The sequence below is a fragment of the Mycobacterium sp. genome (assembly GCF_032162105.1).
Taxonomy (GTDB): domain Bacteria; phylum Actinomycetota; class Actinomycetes; order Mycobacteriales; family Mycobacteriaceae; genus Mycobacterium.
In genome coordinates this window covers 1-21,831 of the sequence record NZ_JAVRPS010000071.1, presented here as the reverse complement: position 1 = coordinate 21,831, position 21,831 = coordinate 1, and the positions used below count along the sequence as shown (strand labels likewise).

At 64.9% G+C, this 21,831-nt stretch carries 22 protein-coding genes; 10 read left to right on the top strand and 12 right to left on the bottom strand.

The window, feature by feature from the left end; genetic code table 11:
- Positions 1-156: 156 nt before the first annotated feature.
- The 11 genes from QOC69_RS03625 to QOC69_RS03575 all read right to left on the bottom strand — a co-directional run bounded on the left by QOC69_RS03625 (position 157) and on the right by QOC69_RS03575 (position 11,789).
- Complete coding sequence (locus QOC69_RS03625; protein WP_526436446.1) at positions 157-336, bottom strand: hypothetical protein; 180 nt, start codon at positions 334-336, stop codon at positions 157-159.
- Between the two features lie 39 nt (positions 337-375).
- A complete protein-coding gene (locus QOC69_RS03620; protein WP_526436444.1) occupies positions 376-1,764 on the bottom strand; it encodes an amidase in 1,389 nt (462 codons plus the stop codon).
- 9 nt (positions 1,765-1,773) lie between these two features.
- Positions 1,774-2,583, bottom strand: coding sequence for an ABC transporter ATP-binding protein (locus QOC69_RS03615; protein WP_526436442.1), 810 nt, complete (start codon positions 2,581-2,583; stop codon positions 1,774-1,776).
- Positions 2,573-3,460, bottom strand: coding sequence for an ABC transporter ATP-binding protein (locus QOC69_RS03610; RefSeq protein ID WP_526436440.1), 888 nt, complete (start codon positions 3,458-3,460; stop codon positions 2,573-2,575). Before QOC69_RS03610 ends, QOC69_RS03615 begins: the two co-directional genes overlap by 11 nt.
- The gene (locus tag QOC69_RS03605; protein ID WP_526436438.1) at positions 3,460-4,407 is read right to left on the bottom strand and encodes an ABC transporter permease; all 948 of its coding nucleotides are present in this window, start codon (positions 4,405-4,407) and stop codon (positions 3,460-3,462) included. Before QOC69_RS03605 ends, QOC69_RS03610 begins: the two co-directional genes overlap by 1 nt.
- A gap of 34 nt (positions 4,408-4,441) precedes the next feature.
- Positions 4,442-5,401 carry an ABC transporter permease gene (locus QOC69_RS03600; protein WP_526436436.1) on the bottom strand — a complete coding sequence of 320 codons (960 nt, stop codon included), beginning with the start codon at positions 5,399-5,401 and terminating at the stop codon, positions 4,442-4,444.
- Entirely contained in the window at positions 5,398-7,026 is a 1,629-nt protein-coding gene (locus QOC69_RS03595) for an ABC transporter substrate-binding protein (RefSeq protein WP_526436434.1), read from the bottom strand. The genes QOC69_RS03600 and QOC69_RS03595 overlap by 4 nt, the downstream gene beginning before the upstream one ends.
- Positions 7,027-7,273: 247 nt before the next feature.
- Positions 7,274-8,035 carry a helix-turn-helix domain-containing protein gene (locus tag QOC69_RS03590; RefSeq protein ID WP_526436432.1) on the bottom strand — a complete coding sequence of 254 codons (762 nt, stop codon included), beginning with the start codon at positions 8,033-8,035 and terminating at the stop codon, positions 7,274-7,276.
- A gap of 63 nt (positions 8,036-8,098) precedes the next feature.
- Positions 8,099-8,941 carry a hypothetical protein gene (locus QOC69_RS03585; RefSeq protein ID WP_526436430.1) on the bottom strand — a complete coding sequence of 281 codons (843 nt, stop codon included), beginning with the start codon at positions 8,939-8,941 and terminating at the stop codon, positions 8,099-8,101.
- A complete protein-coding gene (locus tag QOC69_RS03580; RefSeq protein ID WP_526436450.1) occupies positions 8,941-11,343 on the bottom strand; it encodes a N,N-dimethylformamidase beta subunit family domain-containing protein in 2,403 nt (800 codons plus the stop codon). The genes QOC69_RS03585 and QOC69_RS03580 overlap by 1 nt, the downstream gene beginning before the upstream one ends.
- Before the next feature lie 5 nt (positions 11,344-11,348).
- Positions 11,349-11,789 (bottom strand): N,N-dimethylformamidase alpha subunit family protein, encoded by a 441-nt coding sequence (locus tag QOC69_RS03575; RefSeq protein WP_526436428.1) that lies wholly within the window; start codon positions 11,787-11,789, stop codon positions 11,349-11,351.
- Positions 11,790-12,236: 447 nt separating this feature from the next.
- Here QOC69_RS03575 and QOC69_RS03570 point away from each other — a divergent pair, with 447 nt between their 5' ends.
- The 7 genes from QOC69_RS03570 to QOC69_RS03540 all read left to right on the top strand — a co-directional run bounded on the left by QOC69_RS03570 (position 12,237) and on the right by QOC69_RS03540 (position 18,343).
- Positions 12,237-12,980 carry an ABC transporter substrate-binding protein gene (locus tag QOC69_RS03570; protein WP_526436426.1) on the top strand — a complete coding sequence of 248 codons (744 nt, stop codon included), beginning with the start codon at positions 12,237-12,239 and terminating at the stop codon, positions 12,978-12,980.
- Complete coding sequence (locus QOC69_RS03565) at positions 12,981-13,679, top strand: amino acid ABC transporter permease (protein ID WP_526436424.1); 699 nt, start codon at positions 12,981-12,983, stop codon at positions 13,677-13,679.
- Positions 13,672-14,466 (top strand): amino acid ABC transporter ATP-binding protein, encoded by a 795-nt coding sequence (locus QOC69_RS03560; protein WP_526436422.1) that lies wholly within the window; start codon positions 13,672-13,674, stop codon positions 14,464-14,466. Before QOC69_RS03565 ends, QOC69_RS03560 begins: the two co-directional genes overlap by 8 nt.
- A 107-nt stretch (positions 14,467-14,573) precedes the next feature.
- Entirely contained in the window at positions 14,574-15,356 is a 783-nt protein-coding gene (locus tag QOC69_RS03555) for an IclR family transcriptional regulator (protein WP_526436420.1), read from the top strand.
- 89 nt (positions 15,357-15,445) lie between these two features.
- The gene (gene alc / locus QOC69_RS03550) at positions 15,446-16,657 is read left to right on the top strand and encodes an allantoicase (RefSeq protein ID WP_526436418.1); all 1,212 of its coding nucleotides are present in this window, start codon (positions 15,446-15,448) and stop codon (positions 16,655-16,657) included.
- A gap of 24 nt (positions 16,658-16,681) precedes the next feature.
- Positions 16,682-17,716, top strand: coding sequence for a dipeptide epimerase (locus QOC69_RS03545; RefSeq protein WP_526436416.1), 1,035 nt, complete (start codon positions 16,682-16,684; stop codon positions 17,714-17,716).
- Positions 17,717-17,878: 162 nt separating this feature from the next.
- Positions 17,879-18,343, top strand: a complete 465-nt coding sequence (locus tag QOC69_RS03540; RefSeq protein WP_526436414.1) for an SRPBCC family protein — start codon at positions 17,879-17,881, stop codon at positions 18,341-18,343.
- Here QOC69_RS03540 and QOC69_RS03535 read toward each other — a convergent pair.
- Entirely contained in the window at positions 18,318-19,895 is a 1,578-nt protein-coding gene (locus QOC69_RS03535) for an MFS transporter (RefSeq protein ID WP_526436412.1), read from the bottom strand. The two genes, QOC69_RS03540 and QOC69_RS03535, sit on opposite strands and share 26 nt — an antisense overlap.
- Positions 19,896-19,973: 78 nt before the next feature.
- Here QOC69_RS03535 and QOC69_RS03530 point away from each other — a divergent pair, with 78 nt between their 5' ends.
- Genes QOC69_RS03530 through QOC69_RS03520 form a run of 3 tightly spaced genes read left to right on the top strand, consistent with a single transcriptional unit; the run spans position 19,974 to position 21,686 of the window.
- Complete coding sequence (locus tag QOC69_RS03530) at positions 19,974-20,636, top strand: winged helix-turn-helix transcriptional regulator (protein ID WP_526436410.1); 663 nt, start codon at positions 19,974-19,976, stop codon at positions 20,634-20,636.
- A gap of 49 nt (positions 20,637-20,685) precedes the next feature.
- Positions 20,686-21,009, top strand: coding sequence for an ArsR/SmtB family transcription factor (locus tag QOC69_RS03525; protein WP_526436408.1), 324 nt, complete (start codon positions 20,686-20,688; stop codon positions 21,007-21,009).
- The gene (locus QOC69_RS03520) at positions 21,009-21,686 is read left to right on the top strand and encodes a cation efflux transmembrane domain-containing protein (protein WP_526436448.1); all 678 of its coding nucleotides are present in this window, start codon (positions 21,009-21,011) and stop codon (positions 21,684-21,686) included. Before QOC69_RS03525 ends, QOC69_RS03520 begins: the two co-directional genes overlap by 1 nt.
- The last annotated feature ends 145 nt before the right edge of the window (positions 21,687-21,831 follow it).

Below are 21,831 nucleotides of genomic sequence, written 5' to 3'. Positions count from 1 at the left end.
ACGCGGTCAGCATGGGTTCGACCTCCTCCAGACGCGCCAGCGACGACTGGGTGACCTCGACCGGCGAAACCTCTCTGGTACGGATCTTCTCGGCGACCTCGAGCAAGGAAAGTTCGTACAGTTCCATAACGGTGTGCCCTTCTCGTCAGTTTCCAGTCAGTCCCAGCTAGCTTTGAAACCGACGGCCGGGGCGGTTTCACCCAGACCCGGCGTCGAGGCCTTCCGAATCAGTGCAAGCGTCGAGGCGTAGACCTCGTAGTTCGCCGCCAGACGATCCGACGAGATGGTCAGCCCGGCATAGTCGAACGCGGCGGACACCAGCGCTTCCGAAGTCACGGAATCATTGTCGGACAAGAGATCTCCTAGAGTTGGTTCTCACAGGGCGGGGGTTCTGTCTACCCAGCCGACGAGTGTTTCGAAGGTCCGTCCGGCGCCGAGCACAGTTGCGTCGGCGCCTAGGGCGCCCATCAACTGCAAGCCGATCGGCAGCCCATCGGCGCCGAAACCCGCAGGCACTGTCAGCGCCGGCATCCCCGTCACGTTGGCCGGTACGGTCAATGCGTTGATGGCAGCGAGGATTGGGACCGTTATGCCGCCGAGTTCGGCCCCCGTCGCCCCGTATGGCGGAGCGGTGATCGCGATGGTCGGCGATACCAGCAAGTCTGCGCCCGAGCCGAACATCGCCTCCATTCCGGCGATGACAGCGTCGCGGGCCCGTCGGGCTGCGAGATAGTCGACACCGGTGTACGCCGCACCGACACGCAGTGCCTCCTGGACATCGACACCGAATCTCTCCGGGGTCATCCCGGTTTGCATCGCATGCCAGGCGGCGGATTCGACCCCGCATACGACGTCGACCACCTGGGGGCATAGTTCGACATCGGCGAACTCGACCTGCTTGATCGTGGCCCCTGCGCTTTCCAGAACGCGCACGGCTTCTTCGAATGCGGCGGCCACATCGGGTGCGAGCCGATCGCAGAAGTAGTTCTCCGCGACGCCGACCGTCAGACCCGCCAAGCCGCGGTCGAATTCGGTGCGGAAGTCAGGTACCGGACCGGCCGAGCTGTACGGGTCGCTCGGGTCGTGTCCAGCGATGGCCTCTAGCAGCGCCACTGTGTCGTCGACGGTGCGCCCCAGTGGCCCGGTGTGGTCCAGCGTGGAACTGAGAGCGCTGACGCCGCGGCGGCTGACCAAGCCGAACGTCGGCTTGTGTCCGGTGACACCGCACAGCGCAGCGGGAATCCGGATCGAGCCACCGGTATCGGTACCGAGACCGGCTGTCGTCACGCCCGCTGCGATGGCCGCGCCCGTCCCGCCGCTGGAGCCGCCAGGAATCCGGTCGAGCGACCAGGGATTGCGCGTCGGCGGGGTATTGACCCCGTAGGCGTATTCGTGCGTGGCGGTCTTGCCGAGGATGATGGCACCGGCCACCCTCAGCCGCCGCACCGCCTCCGAATCCTGAACGGCCAGATGCTCCGGGGCGCCCAGGGATCCGTTACCGGTCCGGTAGCCGGCAACGTCGTAGATATCCTTGACCACGACCGGAATCCCGCACAGCGGACCCTGCGTCGTGCACTGATCCTGCTGCTGCTGCGCGACGGCCAGCGCCTCGTCGGCGAACACCGCGGCGAACGCCTCGATCTTGTCCTCGGTATGGGAGATCCGCGCCAGCGCGCTACGCACGAGATCGACTGGGTTGAGGTCGCCGCAATCGATCCCTGCGCGCAGCTCCGGGATGGTGGGGTTGGTCCGTACTTCAGTCATCGGTTCCCCTCACCTGGCTGCGCCGGCCAGTTCCGGTTCCAGCACGGCGTCGACGAGCTTGCGGGTGATGGCGGTGCCCGGGTTCGACAGCAACCGATCCACCGGTCCCACCTCGACCAGCTTTCCGTCATCGAGCACCCCGGCGTGCTCGCACATGTGCTCGACGAGTGCGAGGTTGTGCGTAATCAACAGCATGGTCAGCTTGCGTTCACGCTGAAGGTCCTTCAGCAGGTTCAGGATCTGCGCTTGAACCGACACGTCGAGCGCGGCCGTCGGCTCGTCGAGCACGACGAAGTCGGGGTCACTGACCAGAGCCCTGGCGATGCCGAGGCGCTGCCGCTGCCCACCGGAGAACTCGTGAATGTAGCGGTCGTAGTGCGACGGCAGCATGCCCACCCGGTCGAGTAGGTCAAGCGTCTTCTTACGGGCGTCGGCAGCAGACTCTGCCTGAAAGTGCTTGAGCGGGTAGGCGATCTGGGCGCCCACGCTGCGTCGAGGGTTGAACGCCGAACCCGAATCCTGGAACACCATTTGCATGTGGTGACGGTATCGACGCATGTCGAGATCGGAGAGGCCCACGAGTTCGTTGCCGTCGAAGGTGACCGATCCCGATGTCGGCTTCTCCAGCCCTAGCACCATGCGGCCCGTCGTCGTCTTGCCGGAACCGGATTCGCCGATCAGGCCGAACGTCTCGCCGCGCTCGATGGTGAAGCTGATCGAGTCGACTGCGACGAACTCGCCGCGCTTGCCGTTCTCGTCGCGCACGGCGAACACCTTCTTCAATTCGGAGACCGCGATCAGCGGATTGTCATGCGACATCGGCGTTCTCCTTCGTCGTGTCACCGCGGAACTCGAACAAGCGCCGGTCCGCGCGCGGAACGGATCGGGTGGCGTCGTTGAGGTGCAGCCGCGGCACTGCCCGCATGAGCCCCTGTGTGTAGGGGTGCTGAGGCCGGTTCAACACCTGTTCCACCGTCCCCGACTCGAGGACATCGCCCCGGCGCATGACGGTGACGTCGGTGCACACGTGCGCGACCACGCCGAAATCATGCGTTACCAACAGGATCGAGGTACCGAGTTCGGAGTTGATGGTGATCAGCAGATCGAGAATCTGCTTCTGAACGGTCGCATCGAGCGCGGTCGTCGGCTCGTCCGCCAGGAGCAACTCAGGCCGGCAGGACAGCGCAATCGCGATGACCACCCGCTGACGCTGCCCCCCGGAAAGTTCATGGGGATAGGCCTTCATACGACGTTTCGGGTCAGGAAGCGCCACCAGCTCGAGCGCCTCGAGGGCCTCGGTTCGTGCCGTCGCCTTGTCCACTCCCTGATGCACCCGGATCACCTCGATCAGCTGTGCACCGACCGTGAACGACGGATCGAGCGCCGACAGTGCGTTCTGCGAAACCAACCCGATATGCGGCCCGCGAATAGCGCGCATTTCCTTGTCGGACTTGGTCAGGAGGTTTTCACCGCGAAACAGGATCTCGCCGCTGGTGATCCTGGCCCGGCTGGTGCCGAGCAGACGCAGCACGGCCAGGGAGGTCACGGACTTTCCGGAGCCGGATTCGCCTACCAATCCGAGGATTCCGCCTTCGCGGACGGAGATGTTCGCGTTCTTCACCGCGTGGACGACCCCGGCGTCGGTGTGGAAGTCGACGGATAGATTCCTGACGTCCAGTGCGTTGTGGACCGTCATCAGCTGGTCTGCTTTCGCGGGTCGAGTGCGTCACGGACCCCGTCGCCGATCAGGTTGAAAGCGAGCGAGACGACGAGGATCAGAACACCGGGAATGGTGGCGACGTGGTAGATGCCCTCGAGCAACACGTTCTTGCCGTCGGCGGTCATGATGCCCCAGTCCGGAGTGGGCGGGATGACGCCGACACCGAGAAAACTGAGACCGGCCGCGACCACGATCATCAGGCCGCACAACGTCGTTGCATACACCAGCAGCTGAACGACGACATTCGGCATGAGCTCGCGGAACATCAGCAGCAGCGGATTGGCGCCGTAAGCGCGGGCCGCCTCCAGGTAATCCTTCGACGATTCCTGCACGGTGGCGGTGTACGCAACCCGAGCCATGTACGGGATCAGGGTGATCCCGATCGCGAGCATCACGTTGCCCAGGCCTGCACCCAACACGGCAGACAGGGCGATCGCCAGCAGCACTAGCGGAAACGCGAACAGTACGTCAAGGACCCGCATGAGGGTTTCACCAGCCCTGCTGCGCTGGAACCCGGCGAACAGACCGATCAGCAGGGCCAGCGGAAACACCACGAAAACCGGGACCACCGCCACCATCAGAGAGTTGCGGCCGCCGTAGAGCAGACGGGTCCAGATATCGCGCCCCTGGCCGTCCAGACCGAGGAAATGACCGTCGGTGCCGACACCGGCCAGGCGTTCGACCGGGTCGCCGGCAACCGGGCTGTAGGGCGTCAGTAGCGGGGCGAAAATCGCCGCCAGAGCCACTAGCACCAGGATGATGAGCGACACCACCGCCATCTTGTCCCGGCTGAAGGCTCGAACAGCCAAGCGCCACCGCGGTTTCGGCGCATCTGTCTCAGCAGTACCGGGTCCGTCGGCCCGGGACCGGTTGGCTCTGAGAAGTGAGCGGCCCGCGTCGACCGCCTCGGTGACTACACTCATGCCTCGACTCCCACTCGCCATCGTCTTCGGAAACTCATGATCCAACCTTCCTTCTGGTGCGGGGATCGAGCAGGCCGACCGCCACGTCGGCAAAGAGGTTGATGATCACGAAGGCCAACGCGATGAACAGCACACCGGCCTGGACCACCGGGATGTCGCGCTGGGTGATCGAGGTGTAGAGCTGCTGACCGAGGCCCGGCCAGCCGAACACGACTTCGACGAATACCACGCCGCCCAGTAAGTAGCCGACCTGCAGGCCGATGATGTTGACGATCGGCGGCAGCGCATTGCGCAGGGCATGCCGCCAGAGAACGGAAGTCGTGGCGAGCCCGGAGGCACGCAGCGTGCGGATGTAGTCCTGCTGGAGGATGTCGATCATCACGCTTCGGGTCATCCGAGCGATCACCGCGAGTGGCACCAGCGCCGCGGCGATGGCCGGCAGGATGAGGTGCGCCGAGAGATCGCCCACGCCGCCGGGGAAGCGGGGGTTGTACATGCCGGACGTGGGCAACCAACCCAGACCGATGGCGAAGATGCCGATCAGCAGCAGGCCGAACCAGTAGACGGGAACGCTCGCGCCGGCCAGCGAGATCATCATCGAGGCTCGGTCGAAGATGCTGTACTGCTTGTGGGCCGCGATGACCCCGAGCGGAACGGCGACGAGGATGCACAGCACGAGCGCCGCCGCCGTGAGGATCAGCGTGTTCGCGAAGCGGGGCAGCATGATGTCGGTGACCGGAGTGTTGATGGTCAGGGAACGGCCCAGATCCCCCTGGAGCAATCCACCGAGATAGTCGAAGAATTGCACCGGCAGCGACCGGTCCAGGCCGAGCTCGGTTCGCAGCGCGGCCACGGTCTCGGCGGTCGCGCCGGATCCCAGGATGGTGACGGCGGGATCGCCGGGCACCATCTGCAGCAACAGGAAGACGATGAGGCTGACGCCGAAGAGCACGAGAATGGTTGAAAATAGCCTACTTCCGATGACACGGGTCATTGATTGAGCCTCACGTGGGTCAGGTCGTACCACTCCTCGCTCGCCGAGACGAACCCGGAGACGTAGGGGGCCAGGATGTAGGGGGCTTTGTCGTTGACGATCGGGACCAGGGCGCTGTCATCGGTGACTATGTTGTTCGCTTGGCGCCAGAACTTGTCGGCTTCCTTGGGGTCCAGCGCGGTGATCGCGTTGTCCATCGCTTTGTCCAGGGCGGGGTTGGCGTAGTACCCGACGTTCGGGCCGTTGGGCGCCTGAAGCTCGGATGAGGTGGCGATGTAGAGCCAGTAGGGGCTGGTCATTCCCCAGGACATCTGAGCCATGCCGACGCCGTCCTGCATGCCGCGCGCCCAGACGCCCAGGTATGAGATCCATTCCTGGGTCTGGATTTTGAGGTTGATGCCGATCTCCGCGAGGTTCTGCTGGATGAACTCCGCCATCTGCGTCGGCATGATCTGGCCGGAACCGTCGGTCGAGGTGATCAACGTCGTCTCGAATCCGTTCGCCAGGCCCGCTGACGCCAACAGCTGCCGGGCCTTGTCGAGGTTGCGCTGGTAGGCGTCTTTGCGTTCGACGTAGCCACCCGCCGACAGTGCCTGGACTCCCAGCGCCGGATTCACCGAGCCGCGCAACAGATCTTGCGCCATCCCCTCGCGGTCGATCGCGAGGTTGATTGCCTCACGTACTTCGCGTTTCGAGGTGTACTTGTCCTTCATGTTGAAGGACAGGTACCAAATATGCGGCGGGATGCCCTCGGAGAGTTGATATCCCTCGTTCACCAGGTTGTCGATACTGTCCGGGTTCGGCACCGCGATCATGTCGACGTCCCCGGACCTCAGCGCGGCCGTGCGTGCCGACGGGTCGGGCAGGGGCCGGAAAACCACGCCGTCGATCGATGGAACCGTGCCCCAGTAATCATCGTTGCGGACCAGGTCGATTCGCTCACCGCGGATACGTTCTTTGAACTTGAACGGCCCGGTGCCCACCGGATGGTCGGCGATGTCCTCGCCGTAGGTCTTGAGTGCGGTTGGGCTGATGATCGCGGTCGAACCGCTACCGCCTTGTGCCAGCATCCGCAGAAACTCGGAGAAGGGTTGTTTCAACCGGATTTTCAGGGTGTGGTCGTCGACGGTTTCGACCGTGTCGAGGAACTTCCAGACGAATGTCGTCTGGCCGGCCGCCTTGACCGAGTACTGCGGAGAATTCTTGTCCCACATCCGGCGGATGTTGTATTCGACCGCTTGCGCATTGAGAGGTGTGCCATCGTGGAACCGCACACCCTGTCGAATGTGAAAGGTGTACTCGAGGCCGTCCGCTGAGATATCCCACGATGCGGCCAGCCCGGGTCGCAGCGGCGGAACCGTGACTTCCTGCGAAGGTTTCGTCAGATCCTCGTCGACCAGCGGTTCGAACATCTGCCGGTTGATTCGCCACGTCACCCAACCCCCAGCCACCTGCGGGTCGAGAACGTCGGCCTCGGACTCGATCGCGATCACGAAGACATTTCCGGTACGCACTGGTCCCCGCGAACAGCCGGCGAGTGCGGAGACGCTGAGAAGCGCGATGAAGCAGACCGCGAGTAACCGCAATGACAGGCGCCGCTGCGTCCTTCGGGGTCCGTGCGTCATCGGTGGATCCTCTGGTCTGATGAGGAAGCTCATCCAGGTCTGCTCTGCGCCACGGCGCGCAGTGGTATCAGGCGATGTCTAGGTACACGGTATGAAATCCATTGCCCCGACGGAATACGTCATCCGACGTATTTGTCACGAATGGTTCTGATTGGCAACCGAATACAGTCCTGCCGATCGGCGCAGCGCGAACACGCGGACAGACCGGATGGCCATATTCGGCCCTCCGGCGTACCGGCGCCGACGGTCAAAGCCCGGCCACTCGATTCAGCGGCGGCCGCGGCGCCGACACGACGACGCGCTTCTGATCGAAGAGTTCCAATTCGGTGGCGTGCACCGCTGCCGCTACCCGGTTGGCCACGCCGAGCTTTCGCAGCACGCGTTCGACATGGGTGCTGACCGTGCGTGGCGACAGGAACAGCCGATCACTGATCTCGGTGTTCGACAGGCCACCGCGAAGCAGCGCAAGAATCTCCTGCTCTCGGGGGGTCAGCCGGGCACGTGCTTGCACGCGCATCCGGGTGACGTACTTCGTGAACAGCGGACGAACCGACTCGACCAGACAGCGACTTCGCGGCGAGAACTCAGGATGCTCCATGTTGGCTTGACACAACCCGACCACGTCTCCGGCGCCATCGTGCAACACCATCAGGAAACCGTTGGTAAAACCTTCCGGACGCAGCACCTTGGCGCCACTGTAGGAATCGGAGAACTCAGGTACGTCGTCCCAGTCCCAGACCCGACTCTGGTCGGCAAACTGCCTGGAGAACTCCGGCATCGCCTGGATGTCCGACGTCAGATGCCCGGCGACCGCATCGGAGTACCCGACCGAGTTGACCAGGCTGAACCCGATCGCTCCAGGCGTCTTGTAGGCAAGGAGAAAGGTGTCGCAGCGAGCCTCGATGCGAAGAAAGTCGACGGCACCACGAATCCGTACCTCGGTGTCGGTAGACACCATGTCGGCGGCAATCGAGGTGAAGTCCCGAGTTTCGTGCCCCGAGGCAGCCATCTCGTTCTCCGTCCCAACTCATATCCACTGATCTGCGTACAACCAGTCGACTATGCGCGAACGTCAACGAGGTTCGGGTCCTGTTTCCTCGCCGTTAAGGTACGGGTGAGATGGCCCACACTGACTTGCAGCGTCGAATCCGGCGGCAGCCAGTCCGGTGAGCAGTCCTGGATCGAGGAGCGGAATCGTGCCGGTCCGGTGCAGCAGCGCCCACACCAAGGTGCTCCGCGTGTGACCAGCCGGGCGGCTGAGTACGACGAAAGTGGCTGTCCCGTAGTGCACCAGGGCGAGGTTGGGCGCCACGGCGGTGACGCAGGTACGGTCGCCATCGAGCGTGCCGGCGATGGCCGACGCTGCCCGCAGCGGAGTGTCGAGCCAATTCCCGGGTACCAGTCGCAGACCGGTCGCGACGACCTCCGAGTCGTCCGGTGAGGGCGTAACGGCGATCGGAAGCGGTGGCGGCTCGGTCATCGTGACGTTCACGAACAACAGCGAACCCCACTGTGCGAGCGGCAGTCTGACAGTCCTGCGTCCGTCGCCGAGGAACTGAGCCCTGGACGCGCCGCTCGGATCGGTCCTGCTGTCGAGCACGTCGCCGTCTTCGCTGAACGCACAGGCCAGGTGTGGGCACCTGACATTGCGGGTGCTTCCGCAGTGCACCGGGATCGACACGCATCCGCCGAACGGCCTGGCGTTGATCGCGGCCATCAAACCGTCCTCGGTGCGCCGCACATGGGCACCGTGATACCCGACCGTCGCAGGCAGCACGGCCCCGACCTCGCTGAGTTGCTCGGCCAGCCCCACACATACCCAGGTGCCGGTCCAGTCCGCGGTCTCCGCTGCTGGGTGTTGCCCCGTCGATGCCGGCCGCAGCAGCAGATTGCTTTGTGCCACAGTGGGGGTCATTAGCTAACGACTTCCTCGGGCAGGTGGTAGTTCAGCGCTGGGGTCGACTCGAACCTGCCCCGCGTGCGGATCCCTGAGGCGTCCGGTGCGGGTAGTGGTCCGTCCTGGGCGAAGCGGTTGAGCACGTTCGCGGTCAACGTCGAGATGTTGTTGTCGTAGTTGTTGTGCGAGAGGCTGCCGCAGTACGAGATCGAACTGAACGACCACACCCCACCGCCGTTGGGCGTCTCGTGGAATGCCATGTCGGCGCGGATCCTCGGGTGCTGGGTACCGGTGTGTCCGGGGGCATTGGTCAAGATCAACTCTGTCACCGTCAGATAGGCGTCGGTGTGCAGTCCGGCTGACGTAGCAACCAGCAGGGTGTGCGGCGGCGAGCCCAGCGTGGTGTCGACGTTGTCGAGCTCGGCGCCAGCCGCGCCGCCCCCGACCAGACCGAAGTCACCGAGCCGTTCGCCGTACTCGATGCCGTCGAAGGCCCACGCGACCCGGGGATCGTCGCTCTCCGGTGTGCGCTTGAAGTATGTCGAGACGTCAAAGCCCTGCGCCACCATCGACGTTCCACTCACCGCAGCCATATCGCGGCCGAGGAACCGCCACATGCCGCCGAGCTTGCCGTCGCTCTGGTGGTAGTACTCGCCGGGCTGAGCCTGCCAGGGCCGGATACCCGACTCGCAGCGGCGCATCTCGGTGATCTCGCCCCGTCCGTACCCGGAGTGGAATGTGTGCCGCCAGTAGAAGCCGTCTCCACCCATGTACATGAACCGGCCGCCGCGATCCTTGTAGGCGTGGATGGCGTCGAGGTACCGGCCGTCCTTGTGCTCGGGGTGCGACCCGGTGAGCAACACGTTGTAGCCCTCGATCCGCTCCAGGCCGTCGTAGCTGATGTCCTCGTCGGTGATGACGTCGAAGTCATAGCCCAGCTGGATCAGCCAATCGATCAGGTGCAGGTCCGCGTTGAACTGCCACGGTGCCTGCGTGATGACCGAGTCGCACTTGGGCCGGAAGTTGAGCACCGGCCGCAGCCTCGATGACATGTGCACTCCGGAACCGTCACTGTGGGTGTCGTACAGCGAGTAGCCGTATTCCCGGTGCACGCTCAGGAAAATGTTCTGCGGCGCCATGATAGGAGTGCGATAGACCAAGGCCTCCAGGCTGCCGAAGTTGCTGGCCTGATGCTCGTTCGCGTACGCCATGTAGTCGGTGGTCGACATGATGACGGCGATTTTGGACTGCGGCGCACCAAGCGGGGTACGGACCATGAAGGGGATGTAGTCCTCGTCGCCCTCATTGGTGGTGAGCTTCACGGCATAGACGGCGCTGGGCAGATCGGCGGGCACCGTAACGGTGAAATCGACTGTCCAACGCGCGTCGTCGACATCATCGTCGTGGAAGTGGATGGCGCCGTATTCGCGGTGATCGGCGCTCCACGACACCTGGGTGCCGCTCCAGTTGTGGCCGGTCATCCCGCGGGCAGGTAGGCCGACGAGTTCGCCGTCGAGCCGGTACGGCCCGCTGTCGACGATCGTGCGGGTCGGTATCTCCAGGTTGAAGTCCCAGGCGGCCACCATGACGGCGCCGAGCTCCGCGGACGGCCCGACACCGCGCCGCTCATCCATCCCCGCCGCGGATCCGAGCTTCATGGTCTCGATCTCCAGGCGGGTCAGGGCCCGCGAACACAGCCGTGCGGCGTCGATCTTGCCGTTGTAGTGGTCAGTCATCACCCAGCCGTGCGGCTGCAACGACGTACCGTCGGGCTCAGTGCGACTCGGATGGGCAGCGAAGGTGAACGGCACCGCAGTGTGTGCGGCGCGTTCGGTGAACACCGCCTCGACGGGTTCGGGTTTGGGATCAAGCGCGTAGCGGATCTGCGGCTCGTGATACAGGACAGCGCAACCGGTTTCCGCGTCGAACGTCGCCGCGATGAAGTGCCAGGCCCGGTCGCGAACCGGTTCGGCGGCCGTGAGTGTCTGGCCGTTGATTCGCAGACACACCCGACCATCCAGGTCGAGGAACAGCCCGTAACCGCGGCCGTCGGCCCACTTGCCCATGATCATCTGCTCACCGGGCGACCAGTAGCCGTCTACCTTGGTGGGCATCGTCGGCCAGATCCAGCACTGCATGGTCAAGCTGTCCACCCGCATCGGGCGGCGGTCGAGCACCACGGCGTAGGAACCGGCATGGATGGTCTGCGGCTGACCCGGGTAGGTACCGTTGAGCGGCGAGTCGATGACCTCTTCCTTGACGCCCGGCCCGCTCGGGTGGGTATCGCCGTGGATCAGTTTGACCAGTTCGGCACGGTAGGAGGCGGGGCCCTCGCAGTTGACGAAGAAGTCGATGCTGTCCCCTTGTTCGACCGACCACTTGCTGCCGTACCCGGTCAGTCGCAGCAGCGCGGGGTACATGTCCGTCACGCCCAGTTCTCCCCTCGCGCCTTCCACGCCGGTGTGCAGTGCTCGGGCATCCCGTCCTCGGCGGGGTACTGCTCGAGCCGCATCGCGAAGATTTCGGCCTGCGCGGACTGTTCGTCGGCGAACACGCGGGTATCGATGAACTTCGGTGGGACGCCACGGATCCCGGACAACCTGGCGATGCGCCACTCCTGCTCGAGTTTGGTGCAGACGATGATCAGCTTGCCGCCGAAGGCGGCCGTCGGCTGCATCCGCATCCGGGTCAGCACGCGCTCGAGTCTCACGTCGTCCTGGATGCCGGCGTGCGCGCCGATCGCGCTACCCGGCCTTTCGGTACGCAGAACGGAGAACCCGGGCACTCCGCGAAAGTCCTCGACGCTCGCTTGGATCTCGTCGAGCATCTGCTGTCGCGTGGCGTCGTCTTGCGGAATCGGGATCATCTACCGGCTTCCTTCGCATCTGTGTGCACGACCAGGTCAACTGGGCTGTTGGGATTCTTCCGACGTTACCGACTCCAGGCTCGCGACACCATCGGGCATATGACGGATATTGACGCGAATGTGCTTGCACCAGTGGTGATTTACGAAACCTGCCGGAAACTCCTTGTCAGCATTCGTAACATTCGGCCGGTGATCGGGTTGGTGCGGACGGTGGCGAGCGTGGATCTCGGGCGAACAGTATTGGCGCGCTTACGGTTTGAGACTCAAGCGTGGTCTTTACAGACGGGAAACGGGAACTTAACTTCGGTCCCGCCGAAGTTCGTTGACCCCTTCTCGTGCGTTCTGTCAGTGTTCAAGCACCGACTTTGATCTGTGTTCCGTGGATTGAGCGGACCGTTGTGAGGGAGCAAACACGTGCGCGTCTGGAGTTTAGTGCGCTTGGCATTGGTGGCCTGTGTCTTGGCGCTGCTGGCCGGATGCAGCAACCCGCCTGCCGGCGCGCCGGCAGGCGGAACGTTGCGGGTGGCAATCAACCCGGGGTTCGTCCCCTTCGAGCAGATCGAGAACGGGCAACTGGTGGGGTTCGACGTTGATCTGGCGAACGCGCTGGCTGACAAGCTGGGCAAGAAGGCAGCCTTCGATCAAATGCCGTTCACCAGCTTGCTCGCGTCGGTCACGTCTGGACGTGCCGACATCGCAATCTCCGGCATTCTGGACACCCCCGAGCGGCGCAAGGAAGTGGCCTTCTCGAAGGCCTATGTCCGCGACTCGTTCGTCTTGACCGTCAATGGGTCGAACCAGTCCGTCAAAGACCTGGCGGATCTGGCACACGCCAAGATCGCCGTTCAGGTGGGCACCGTTCCTGAGTCCTTCGTTCACGAGAAGCTGCCCGCGGCGCAGTTCGTCACCGTCCAAGACACACCGTCGGCATTTCAGCTGGTGGCCCAGGGCCGGGCCGACGCCGTCGTCACCGACGCTCCGGTAGCCGGCTACTACGTCAAGAAGGTCGGCGGACTGAAGCTTCTGCCGACACCGCTGAACACCGCACAGCCCATCGCCGCCGTGGTACCGCTGAACAGCCCCTTGCTGCCAGAGGTCAATTCGGCGCTGGACGCCTTGGATGCCGACGGCACATTGGCCAAGATGCGCCAGCAGTGGTTCGGTGACACCACCGCGCAGAACGGCGCATGAGTGGACGCCATCATCGACAACCTGCCCTACCTGGCGACCGGTTTTGTCATCACGCTGGGCTGCGCCGCCGGGGCTCTCGTACTGGCATTCATCCTCGGCAGCGTTCTCGGGACGTTGGACTACGCCGCGCCCTTCCGGCCGCTGCGCTGGGCGATCCGGGCTTTCGTCGGGTTGTTCCGCAACACGCCGTTCCTCGTGCAGCTCTACATCTGGTACTTCGGCCTGCCCTACATCGGCGTGCAGCTCTCCCCGCTGGCCGCCGGGCTGGCCGGACTGGGCCTCTACGGCGCCAGCTACGTTACCGAGATCGTCCGGGGCGCAATGACCGGTGTCGGACGCGAGCAGGAAGAAGCCGGCTTGTCGGCGGGTCTGGATCGGTGGGACGTCACCATCAGGATCATCTGGCCGCAAGCCTTCACGGGCATGATCCCGGCCCTGACCAACGAAATGGTGGCGCTGATCAAGAACACCTCGTTGTTGGGCTTCATCACGATCACCGAGCTGACCCTGCGTACCCAGCAGGCGATCAGCTCCACGTTCGCCGCATTGCCCCTGTATCTGACCGCCGGGGCGATGTACCTGGTGGTCAACGTTCTGCTGACGACGTTGGCCCGTCGTCTTGAGAAGAAGCTGGCGCGCACCGGTCGCGGCAGCGCCCTGCAACTGGCATCACGAGAAGAGGTGACGGCCGGTGCCTGAGATCGCACTGTTGGAAGAGACCGCAACGCAGCCGGTGCTCGACATCCAGGGCTTGAGCGTATCCATCGGCGGCACAGCGCTGCTCTCCGACATCACATGCCAACTGCAACGGGGCCACACCCTCAGCGTGGTGGGCCCCTCGGGCTCGGGGAAAAGCACCTTCCTGCGGTGTCTGAACAGGCTGGAAAACACGTCGGCCGGGACGGTGCTCCTCAACGGCGTGCCTACGGACTCGCTGCCGGTCAAGCAGTTGCGAAGCCGCGTCGGCTTGGTGTCGCAGAAGTTCGCCCTGTTCGGACACCTCAACACGTTGTCCAACGTGACACTGCCGTTGCGGCGGGTGCGCGGCATGGCCAAACCCGCGGCGGACGAGCTGGCGGCTGTCTGGCTGGAACGGGTTGGACTGGCCGGGCTGGAGCGGCGCCGACCGCACGAACTGTCCGGCGGTCAGCAGCAACGCGTCGCGATCGCTCGCGCGGCGGCGCTGGAGCCCGACGTTCTGCTGCTCGACGAGGTCACCAGCGCACTTGACCCCGAGCTGGTCGACGAGGTGGAGAACGTGATCCTCGAGCTGGGCGCCGCCGGGACCACGTTGATCGTCGTGACACATGACATCCCATTTGCGGCGAAGGTCGGCGACACCATGATGATGTTGGAGCGTGGAAGGGTCGTCGAGTACGGCACTGCCCGCGAGGTCCTGAACAGCTCACAGCCAAGGTCGCAGCGGTTCTTCCTGCGGCACCTGCGTGGACTGCCCGTCGACACCGACACGCTGACGCGCCGCTGATGACGCGCGCTGCATCAGTGGCCGGTCGCCATGGTTTGGCTCACTACCAGGCTGCAGTCAGTTTGGTCACCGAGCCTGCCGGCGCGCCAGGCCGCATGATTGCCGATGTGCCCGATAAGCGTGGACTCGCTAGAGGCGCCGAACGTGCTGACGCGTCCTCGGGTGTGCGTTCCCTGCGCAGGGGCCTGGAGGTGCTGCAGGCCATCGCCGACGCCGGAGGTGAGGCCAGCCTGCGCGAGCTGTCCAAGCGCCTGCAGCTGGCGGAGTCCACCGTGCACGGGTTACTGCACACGTTGGTGCTCAGTGGACACGTTGTGCGCACGTCGGAGCGCCGTTACGGGTTGGGTCATGCGCTGATCCAGCTCGGTGAAGCCACGAACCGCAAATTGGGCGTTCAGGCCACTGCTGCCCTGCAACAGGTCGCGGCGCTGACCGGCGAGAACGCCGACCTGGCGGTCCTGGAGGGAGCCGACGCGGTCTACATCGCACAAGCGGTCATGCCGGGTTCAACGAGATCGGCCCGCGAGGTCGAACGCCGACTGCCGGCCCAGGCAACGGCCGCGGGACGGGCACTGCTGAGCCAACTGACCTTCAGCGAACTCACGGTTTTCATCCAACGTCATCTGCCGCGAGCCAATCCCCTTCCCCCCCAACTGGTTACCGAGCTGGCGCACGTGCGTCGACGCGGATATGCCTCAGAAACGGATGAAGTGGAACCAGGAATCTCTTGCGTGGCCGTGCCCGTGGCCGCGGGACCGGTACCACTGGCGTTGACCGTTACAGGGCCGTCCGATCGTCTGACGGCTGAACGCATACCCGCCCTGGCGCCACACCTTCGCCGCGTCGCTGAGCAACTCGCCTCAGATCTGCGCCGCTCGCTGCAGCCTTAACTGCGTCCAAATCCCATCCACCGCCAGCCATTACGCAAAACTGGCGCTTCGTCATAACCGAAGGGTTTGCTTTGACTAGGACAACCGAAATGCCCAGGTGTGACCTCGCCGCGCGACTGCTCGGGGGCACCGTCATGGCGGCCAGCGACGAGGCGTTCGGAGAGAAGGAGAACCTGCTCAACCCGGAACCGGTGCACTTCGTTCCCGGCTCGTTCAGTGCCCGCGGAGAAATCGTCGACGGCTGGGAGACCAGGCGACGGCGCGACCCCGGGGTCGATTGGGCGTTGGTTCGGCTGGGCGCACCCGGCATCATCCGCTCCATCGATGTCGACACCACATCGTTCACTGGCAATCACCCGGTGGGCTGCAGGATCGAAGCCTGCGGCGTCGAAGGCTATCCCGGGCCGCAGGATCTCACCCACGCCGACTGGCACGAAATCGTCCCCGATTCGCCGCTGACCGCCGACAAGTCGAACCTCTTCGGTGTCGACGGTGACACGCGGTTCACCCACGTCCGCGTCACGATCTGGCCCGACGGCGGAGTGGGGCGTCTGCGGATCTACGGCGACCCCGTGCCCGATCCCCGCGATTTCGACATCGGTGCCCAAGACCTGGCCTCACAACAGTGCGGTGGACAGGTCATCGACAACAGCGATGGGTTCTACAGTCCCGCAAGAGCACTCAACCGACCAGACATGGCTCGCTCGATGGGCGAGGGATGGGAGACTCGGCGCAGCCGCGGACGAGAACCTGACTGGGTGATCATCAAGCTCGCCGCTCGTGCCCACGTCCACGGACTCGTGGTCGACACCGCCTACTTCCGCTACAACGCCTCCGCCGCCGTGTCACTCGACGGTGCAGACCACGATCTCACCGACGGCACCGCGTCAGATCCGATCTCGTGGTCGTGGAAAGAGCTGTTGTCGCAGACCACCCTGCAACCCGATACCCGCCACACCTTCTGGCTAACCGACCTCAACCCCGCCTCCCATCTTCCGCCGGTAACCCATGTCCGCCTCCAAGCGCAGCCCGACGGCGGCCTGTCGCGGGTACGCGTCATCGCCACCCCCGACAGCGAGGGACGCTGGGTGCTCGCGCAGACGTGGTGGAACTCGCTGCCCGCATCCCAATTGGCGCAAATCCTCACTGGAGCAGGGATTTCCGTAACAATGGCCAATGAACTCATTGCGCGCCGACCCCTTCTGGACAGGAACAACTCGCGGCATGCGGACGACGATGCCGGTATCGAGCCAGCGACGTCAATCATCATTGACCGATTGCTTCTCGGCGTCGCCGGCTGAACGGGCGGGCACCAGATCATGCAGATGGACATCTGGACCCAAACGCTGAGACTACGCAGCCCGCTGCGGATATCGCGTTCGCTAACCACCGCAGTCGACAACGTGTTCGTCGCGATCAGAGCAGGAGGACAGACCGGCTATGGTGAAGCCGCGCCAGGGCCGTGGCGCGGCGAACCCATCGACGCCATCCTGCACTACCTACAGCAGGCAGCGACGCTGCTGGGCGACGATCCCTTCGCCAGCGACGCCATTCTCAAGCGACTCGATCAGCACCTGCCCGACGTCCGAGCCGCCCGCTCGGCCGTGGACATGGCCCTGGCGGACCTGGTCGGCAAGCTAGTGGGCCAGCCACTGTTCCGGCTACTCGGGCTCGATGCCGACGCCACCTGCGAACTGTGCTTCACCATCGGCCTCGACCGCGTCGACGCCATGGTCGGCGCCGCCGTTGACGCCGCCACGAAATACCGCGCTCTCAAGATCAAGCTGGGCTGCCCGGAGGACGCGACAATCGTGCGCGAGATCGCCGCGGCCGTCGACGTTCCCCTGCGGGTGGACGCCAACGGCGGCTGGACGGCCAAGTACACCATGAAACTCGTCGACGACGTGCTCGTCCCATGCGGGGTTAGTCTGCTCGAACAACCCGTGGCCGCCAACGACTTCCACGGTTTGGCTGAAGTGCACGCGGCGTCACCCATCCCCGTCATCGCCGACGAATCAATCACGGACCTGGCCTCGCTCCGCCCACTCATCGACATCTGCTCAGGCATTGACATCAAACTCACCAAGTGCGGCGGACTCACCGAAGCAATGCAACTCATTGCCGCCGCACGCGCCGTAGGACTTTCCGTCATGATCGGCTGTGAAGTTGAGACCTCCCTCGCCATCACCGCCGCCGCCACGCTCACGTGCCTAGCCGACTACGCCGACCTTGACTTACACCTATGGCTCGACGACGACCCCTACGACGGTGTCCAGTTAAAGGACGGACGATTCGCCCTACCCACACATCCAGGCCTCGGAATCCGAGAAGCGGCTCAAAGCGCCAGGACGGCTCAGTAGAGGCTCCTTCGGCACGGGGCTGAGCCGACGTTCTCCGGTGAATCCGGCGACGGGCAGCGCTGCAACCTGCCGTTACGCAAACAGGCTGTGTACGTGAGTTTTCCGCGCGGTGAACGACCTCGTCGACTCCGGCTCGATTCCCGCACTGGCATACTCGGCAGGATGACCGCTCTCGAGTTCTCCGATTCCGTTCACATCTCCGTCGAGCCGGACCAGCTCTACGCGATGGTGTCGGACGTGACGAGGACCGGCGAGTGGAGCCCGGTCTGCCGGGCATGTTGGTGGGACGACGGCGACGGCCCGCGCGTCGGCGCCCGGTTCACCGGCCGCAACGAAACCCCCGAGCGGACGTGGGAGAGCCGCAACGAAGTGGTGGTGGCCGATCCCGGCCGGGAGTTCGCCTGGGAAGTCAACCGAGGCTGGGTGCGCTGGGGATTCACAATGGAAGCCGCCGACGGCGGCACCCGTCTGACCGAGTCGTGGGCGTTCCTGCCTCGCGGTATCGCCGGGTTCCGCGAGAGGTTCGGCGAGACGGCCGACGCGCAGATCGCCGACCGCAGTGCGGCGGCGCTCCACGGCATTCCGGTCACCCTCGCGGCGATCAAGAAGGCTGCCGAATCCGGGTAGTCGGCTCGCCCGCCTCCGCCGCATCGACCTCCACCCGGCGTTCCCGCGCGGGCAGCAGGACCGCGACGACGACCGCAGCGGTGAGGGCGATGGCGGCGCTGACCATCGAGCCGAACCACAGCCCGTCGAGGAACGCGGACTCTACCGCGGCGTGGACGTCCGGAACCCGGACCGCCGGCAGTTCGGCGATGACGCGTTGAGCCGCGGCCATCGACTCGCCCATGGCGGACCGCGCTTCGGCGGGCAAGCCCTGCAACGCGGGCGCATCGGCCAGCCGGCCGGAGTACACCGACGCGAACACGCTGCCGACGATCGCGACGCCGAGCGTGCCGCCGAACTCGCGCGTGGTGTCGTTGACGGCGGACCCGACGCCCGCCTTGTCGGCGCTCAGCGACCCCATGATCGCCTCGGTGGCCGGCGCGGTGGTGAGCCCAAGCCCGCCGCCGAGGAGCACCATCTGCACGGCGATCTCGAGGTATGAGGTGTCAGCGCTGGTGGTGGCGGCCCAGGCCAGGCCGGCGGCGAAGATCGCCAGGCCGCCCGCCACGACCACGGTGGTGCCGATCCGCTCGACGATCCGCGGCCCGAGGATCGATGCGACGGCGATGGAGATCGCGACGGGAAGCAGCCGCACCCCGGTCTCGAAAGCGCTGTAGTCCTTGACGAATTGGAAGTACTGGGTGATGACGAAGATGAAGCCGAACAGCGTCAGGAATCCGGCGGTCACCGCCAGGCTGCCGCCCGAGAACCGCCGATTGCGGAAGACGGACAGGTCGAGCATCGGATGGGAGCGGGTGCGCTCCCAGGCGGCGAATCCGGCGAGTACGACAGCCGCCAGAGCGAAGCCCGCGAGCGTCCGACCGCTGCCCCAGCCGACGTTGGGCGCTTCGATGATCGTGTAGATCAATGCGGTGACACCGGTGGCCGACAGCAGCAGACCGGGCGCGTCGATCGGCGGGGTGGCCGGGTCGCGTGACGTCGGCACGAACAGCCAGCCGCCGACGATGGCGATAGCGGCGAGGGGAACGTTGACCCAGAAGATCGATCCCCAGGAGAAGTGCTCGAGCAGCCAGCCCCCCGAGATCGGGCCGGCGGCCACACCGACACCGGTCATCGCCGCCCACACCCCGATGGCCTTGGCGCGCTGGGCGGGCTCGGTGAAGATGTTGGAGATCAGGGCAAGGGTGGTCGGGAAGATGACCGCCGCGCCGACGCCCATGGCCGCCCGCGCGGTGATCAACGCTTCGGCCGAATCCATCTGCGCGGCAACGGCTGACGTGACGGCGAAGACCAGTAGGCCCATGCTGAGCCAGCCGCGTCTGCCGTAGCGGTCGCTCAGGCTGCCCGCGGACAGCAGCAACGCGGAGATGACCAGGGTGTAGGCGTCGACGATCCACTGCAGTTGCGCGGTATCGGCGTCGAGTTCACGGGACAGCGTCGGTAGGGCGACGTTGACGATGGTGGCGTCGACACTGATGACGAAGACGCTCAGACAGATGACGGCAAGCGCGGCGATCCGGCGATCGCGGAAGACGGGCAGGTTCGAAGTCATAGACGTGATGGTAAACCTGCTAGACAAGCTTTTCAAGCACTATGGCTACAAAGTTGTCTAAGCGCTACAGTTGTCTACATGGCGGCGAGAAACTACAACCAGAACTGCCCGATCGCCAAGGGCCTCGACGTGCTGGGCGAACGGTGGACACTGCTGATCCTGCGTGAGCTGGTCGGCGGACCGCGACGCTACGGCGACTTGAAGTCGCAGCTGCCAGGAATCGCCACCAATCTGCTCGCCCACCGGCTCCGCGAACTGGAGGACGCCGGGTTGGTCGACCGCACCGAACTGCCTGCGCCAATCGCACGGACCGTCTACACGCTGTCCGACGTCGGCTGGCAGAAGGTGCCGCCGGTGCTGCGCGCCATCGCGTTGTTCGGCGTCGACCTGCTCGAGCCGAACGCGGATGCGATGACGCCGTTGAACGGCTTCCTGGCCGGCATCCTGCTCGGGTTCGACCCCGCGTCGTCCCGCGACCTGGCGGCGTCCTACCGCATCGACATCGACGGACGCCGGTTCGAACTCTCGGTTCGGGAGGGGCGACTCGCGGCCGCCGCCGCGGTACCCGACGTCAGCGTCACCGCCCGCGCGGCCGACCTGGTCGCCGCCCGTTTCGCCGCGACGGCAGCCGAGCGCAAGGCCGCGCTCAAGCGGGTCACGGTCGAAGGGGCCAAGGTGGACGTCGACGCGATGCGCAACGCCTTTGGCCTGACCGGTGATCCGGGAGTGTTCGCCGCGTAATCGCACGGGGACATTTTCTTAATACAGAATCTGATGTACTGTCTCCGCCATGCAGACAGGGGTCCACACCGACGCCTTGGCCAGGTTCGGCTACGCGCTCTCCGACGCGACGCGGACCCAGATCCTGCTTAGCCTGCGGCAGTCTGCTCAGTACCCCTCGGAATTGGCTGATGCCATCGGTGTCTCACGCCAGATCGTCTCGAATCACCTCGCATGTCTGCGCGGGTGTGGCCTCGTCGTTGCGCTGCCCGAAGGACGCCGCGCCCGCTACGAACTCGCCGATCCACGCATCGGCCATGCCCTTGATGACCTTCTGGGCCTGGTACTTGCCGTCGACCCGAACTGCTGCGCCAAGACCGGATGCACCTGCTGATGGCCGCCGAACTCGGAATCCCCGGTCTCCCAACAAGACCGACAGCAGAGCGTCGACGCCTGCTGTCCCGCAGGATTCAGTGGTTCGTCGCCGCGACTATCAGCTACAACGTCGTCGAGGCAGTCATTGCGCTCGCCGAGGGAACGCGGGTGTCTTCGACCGCACTGATCGGTTTCGGCCTGGACTCGGTCATCGAAGTGTCATCCGCTGCGGCAGTGGCATGGCAGTTCGCCGGGAAGGACCCCGAAGCCCGTGAGAAGGCGGCACTCCGCATCATCGCGTTCTCGTTCTTCGGCCTCGCCGTCTATGTCACCGTCGACGCGGTCCGCTCGTTACTCGGCATGGGCGAGGCCCAACACTCGATCATCGGGATCACCCTGGCCGCCGTCAGTCTCGTTGTGATGCCGGTGCTGTCGTGGGCGCAGCGCCGCGCCGGCCGCGAACTTGGCTCACTCTCGGCGGTCGCCGACTCGAAACAGACGCTGCTGTGCACCTATCTGTCTGGAGTCCTGCTCGTCGGACTGCTGCTGAACAGCCTGTTTGGCTGGTCGTGGGCCGACCCGATCGCCGCCCTGATCATCGCGGTCATTGCCGCGAAAGAGGGAATCAACGCCTGGAAGGGCGATTCTTGCTGCCCGACACCGCGTACCGCCGAAGTCGAATGCTGTCACGACTGAGGCTCTCAGGGGGTTTGGGTGGGGCTTACTTGTGGTTCTGGTGGTGGTGATGCACCGAGGTGCCGGGCTGGGGGGTGTTGGTCTGGTGCGGGAAGGCCGGGTGCTGGACCGGGGCGCTGATCGAGGGGCCGTTGGTGGTGACCGC

Excerpts from the sequence above, each read along its gene's own strand:
- QOC69_RS03535 (WP_526436412.1), bottom strand. The coding sequence starts at position 19,895 with ATGACTTCGAACCTGCCCGTCTTCCGCGATCGCCGGATCGCCGCGCTT.
- QOC69_RS03590 (WP_526436432.1), bottom strand. The coding sequence starts at position 8,035 with ATGGCTGCCTCGGGGCACGAAACTCGGGACTTCACCTCGATTGCCGCC.
- QOC69_RS03605 (WP_526436438.1), bottom strand. The coding sequence starts at position 4,407 with ATGAGTGTAGTCACCGAGGCGGTCGACGCGGGCCGCTCACTTCTCAGA.
- QOC69_RS03585 (WP_526436430.1), bottom strand. The coding sequence starts at position 8,941 with ATGACCCCCACTGTGGCACAAAGCAATCTGCTGCTGCGGCCGGCATCG.
- QOC69_RS03580 (WP_526436450.1), bottom strand. The coding sequence starts at position 11,343 with ATGTACCCCGCGCTGCTGCGACTGACCGGGTACGGCAGCAAGTGGTCG.
- QOC69_RS03525 (WP_526436408.1), top strand. The coding sequence starts at position 20,686 with ATGCAGACAGGGGTCCACACCGACGCCTTGGCCAGGTTCGGCTACGCG.
- QOC69_RS03620 (WP_526436444.1), bottom strand. The coding sequence starts at position 1,764 with ATGACTGAAGTACGGACCAACCCCACCATCCCGGAGCTGCGCGCAGGG.
- QOC69_RS03520 (WP_526436448.1), top strand. The coding sequence starts at position 21,009 with ATGGCCGCCGAACTCGGAATCCCCGGTCTCCCAACAAGACCGACAGCA.
- QOC69_RS03600 (WP_526436436.1), bottom strand. The coding sequence starts at position 5,401 with ATGACCCGTGTCATCGGAAGTAGGCTATTTTCAACCATTCTCGTGCTC.
- QOC69_RS03545 (WP_526436416.1), top strand. The coding sequence starts at position 16,682 with ATGGACATCTGGACCCAAACGCTGAGACTACGCAGCCCGCTGCGGATA.
- QOC69_RS03610 (WP_526436440.1), bottom strand. The coding sequence starts at position 3,460 with ATGACGGTCCACAACGCACTGGACGTCAGGAATCTATCCGTCGACTTC.
- QOC69_RS03540 (WP_526436414.1), top strand. The coding sequence starts at position 17,879 with ATGACCGCTCTCGAGTTCTCCGATTCCGTTCACATCTCCGTCGAGCCG.
- QOC69_RS03575 (WP_526436428.1), bottom strand. The coding sequence starts at position 11,789 with ATGATCCCGATTCCGCAAGACGACGCCACGCGACAGCAGATGCTCGAC.
- QOC69_RS03595 (WP_526436434.1), bottom strand. The coding sequence starts at position 7,026 with ATGACGCACGGACCCCGAAGGACGCAGCGGCGCCTGTCATTGCGGTTA.
- alc (WP_526436418.1), top strand. The coding sequence starts at position 15,446 with ATGCCCAGGTGTGACCTCGCCGCGCGACTGCTCGGGGGCACCGTCATG.
- QOC69_RS03530 (WP_526436410.1), top strand. The coding sequence starts at position 19,974 with ATGGCGGCGAGAAACTACAACCAGAACTGCCCGATCGCCAAGGGCCTC.
- QOC69_RS03615 (WP_526436442.1), bottom strand. The coding sequence starts at position 2,583 with ATGTCGCATGACAATCCGCTGATCGCGGTCTCCGAATTGAAGAAGGTG.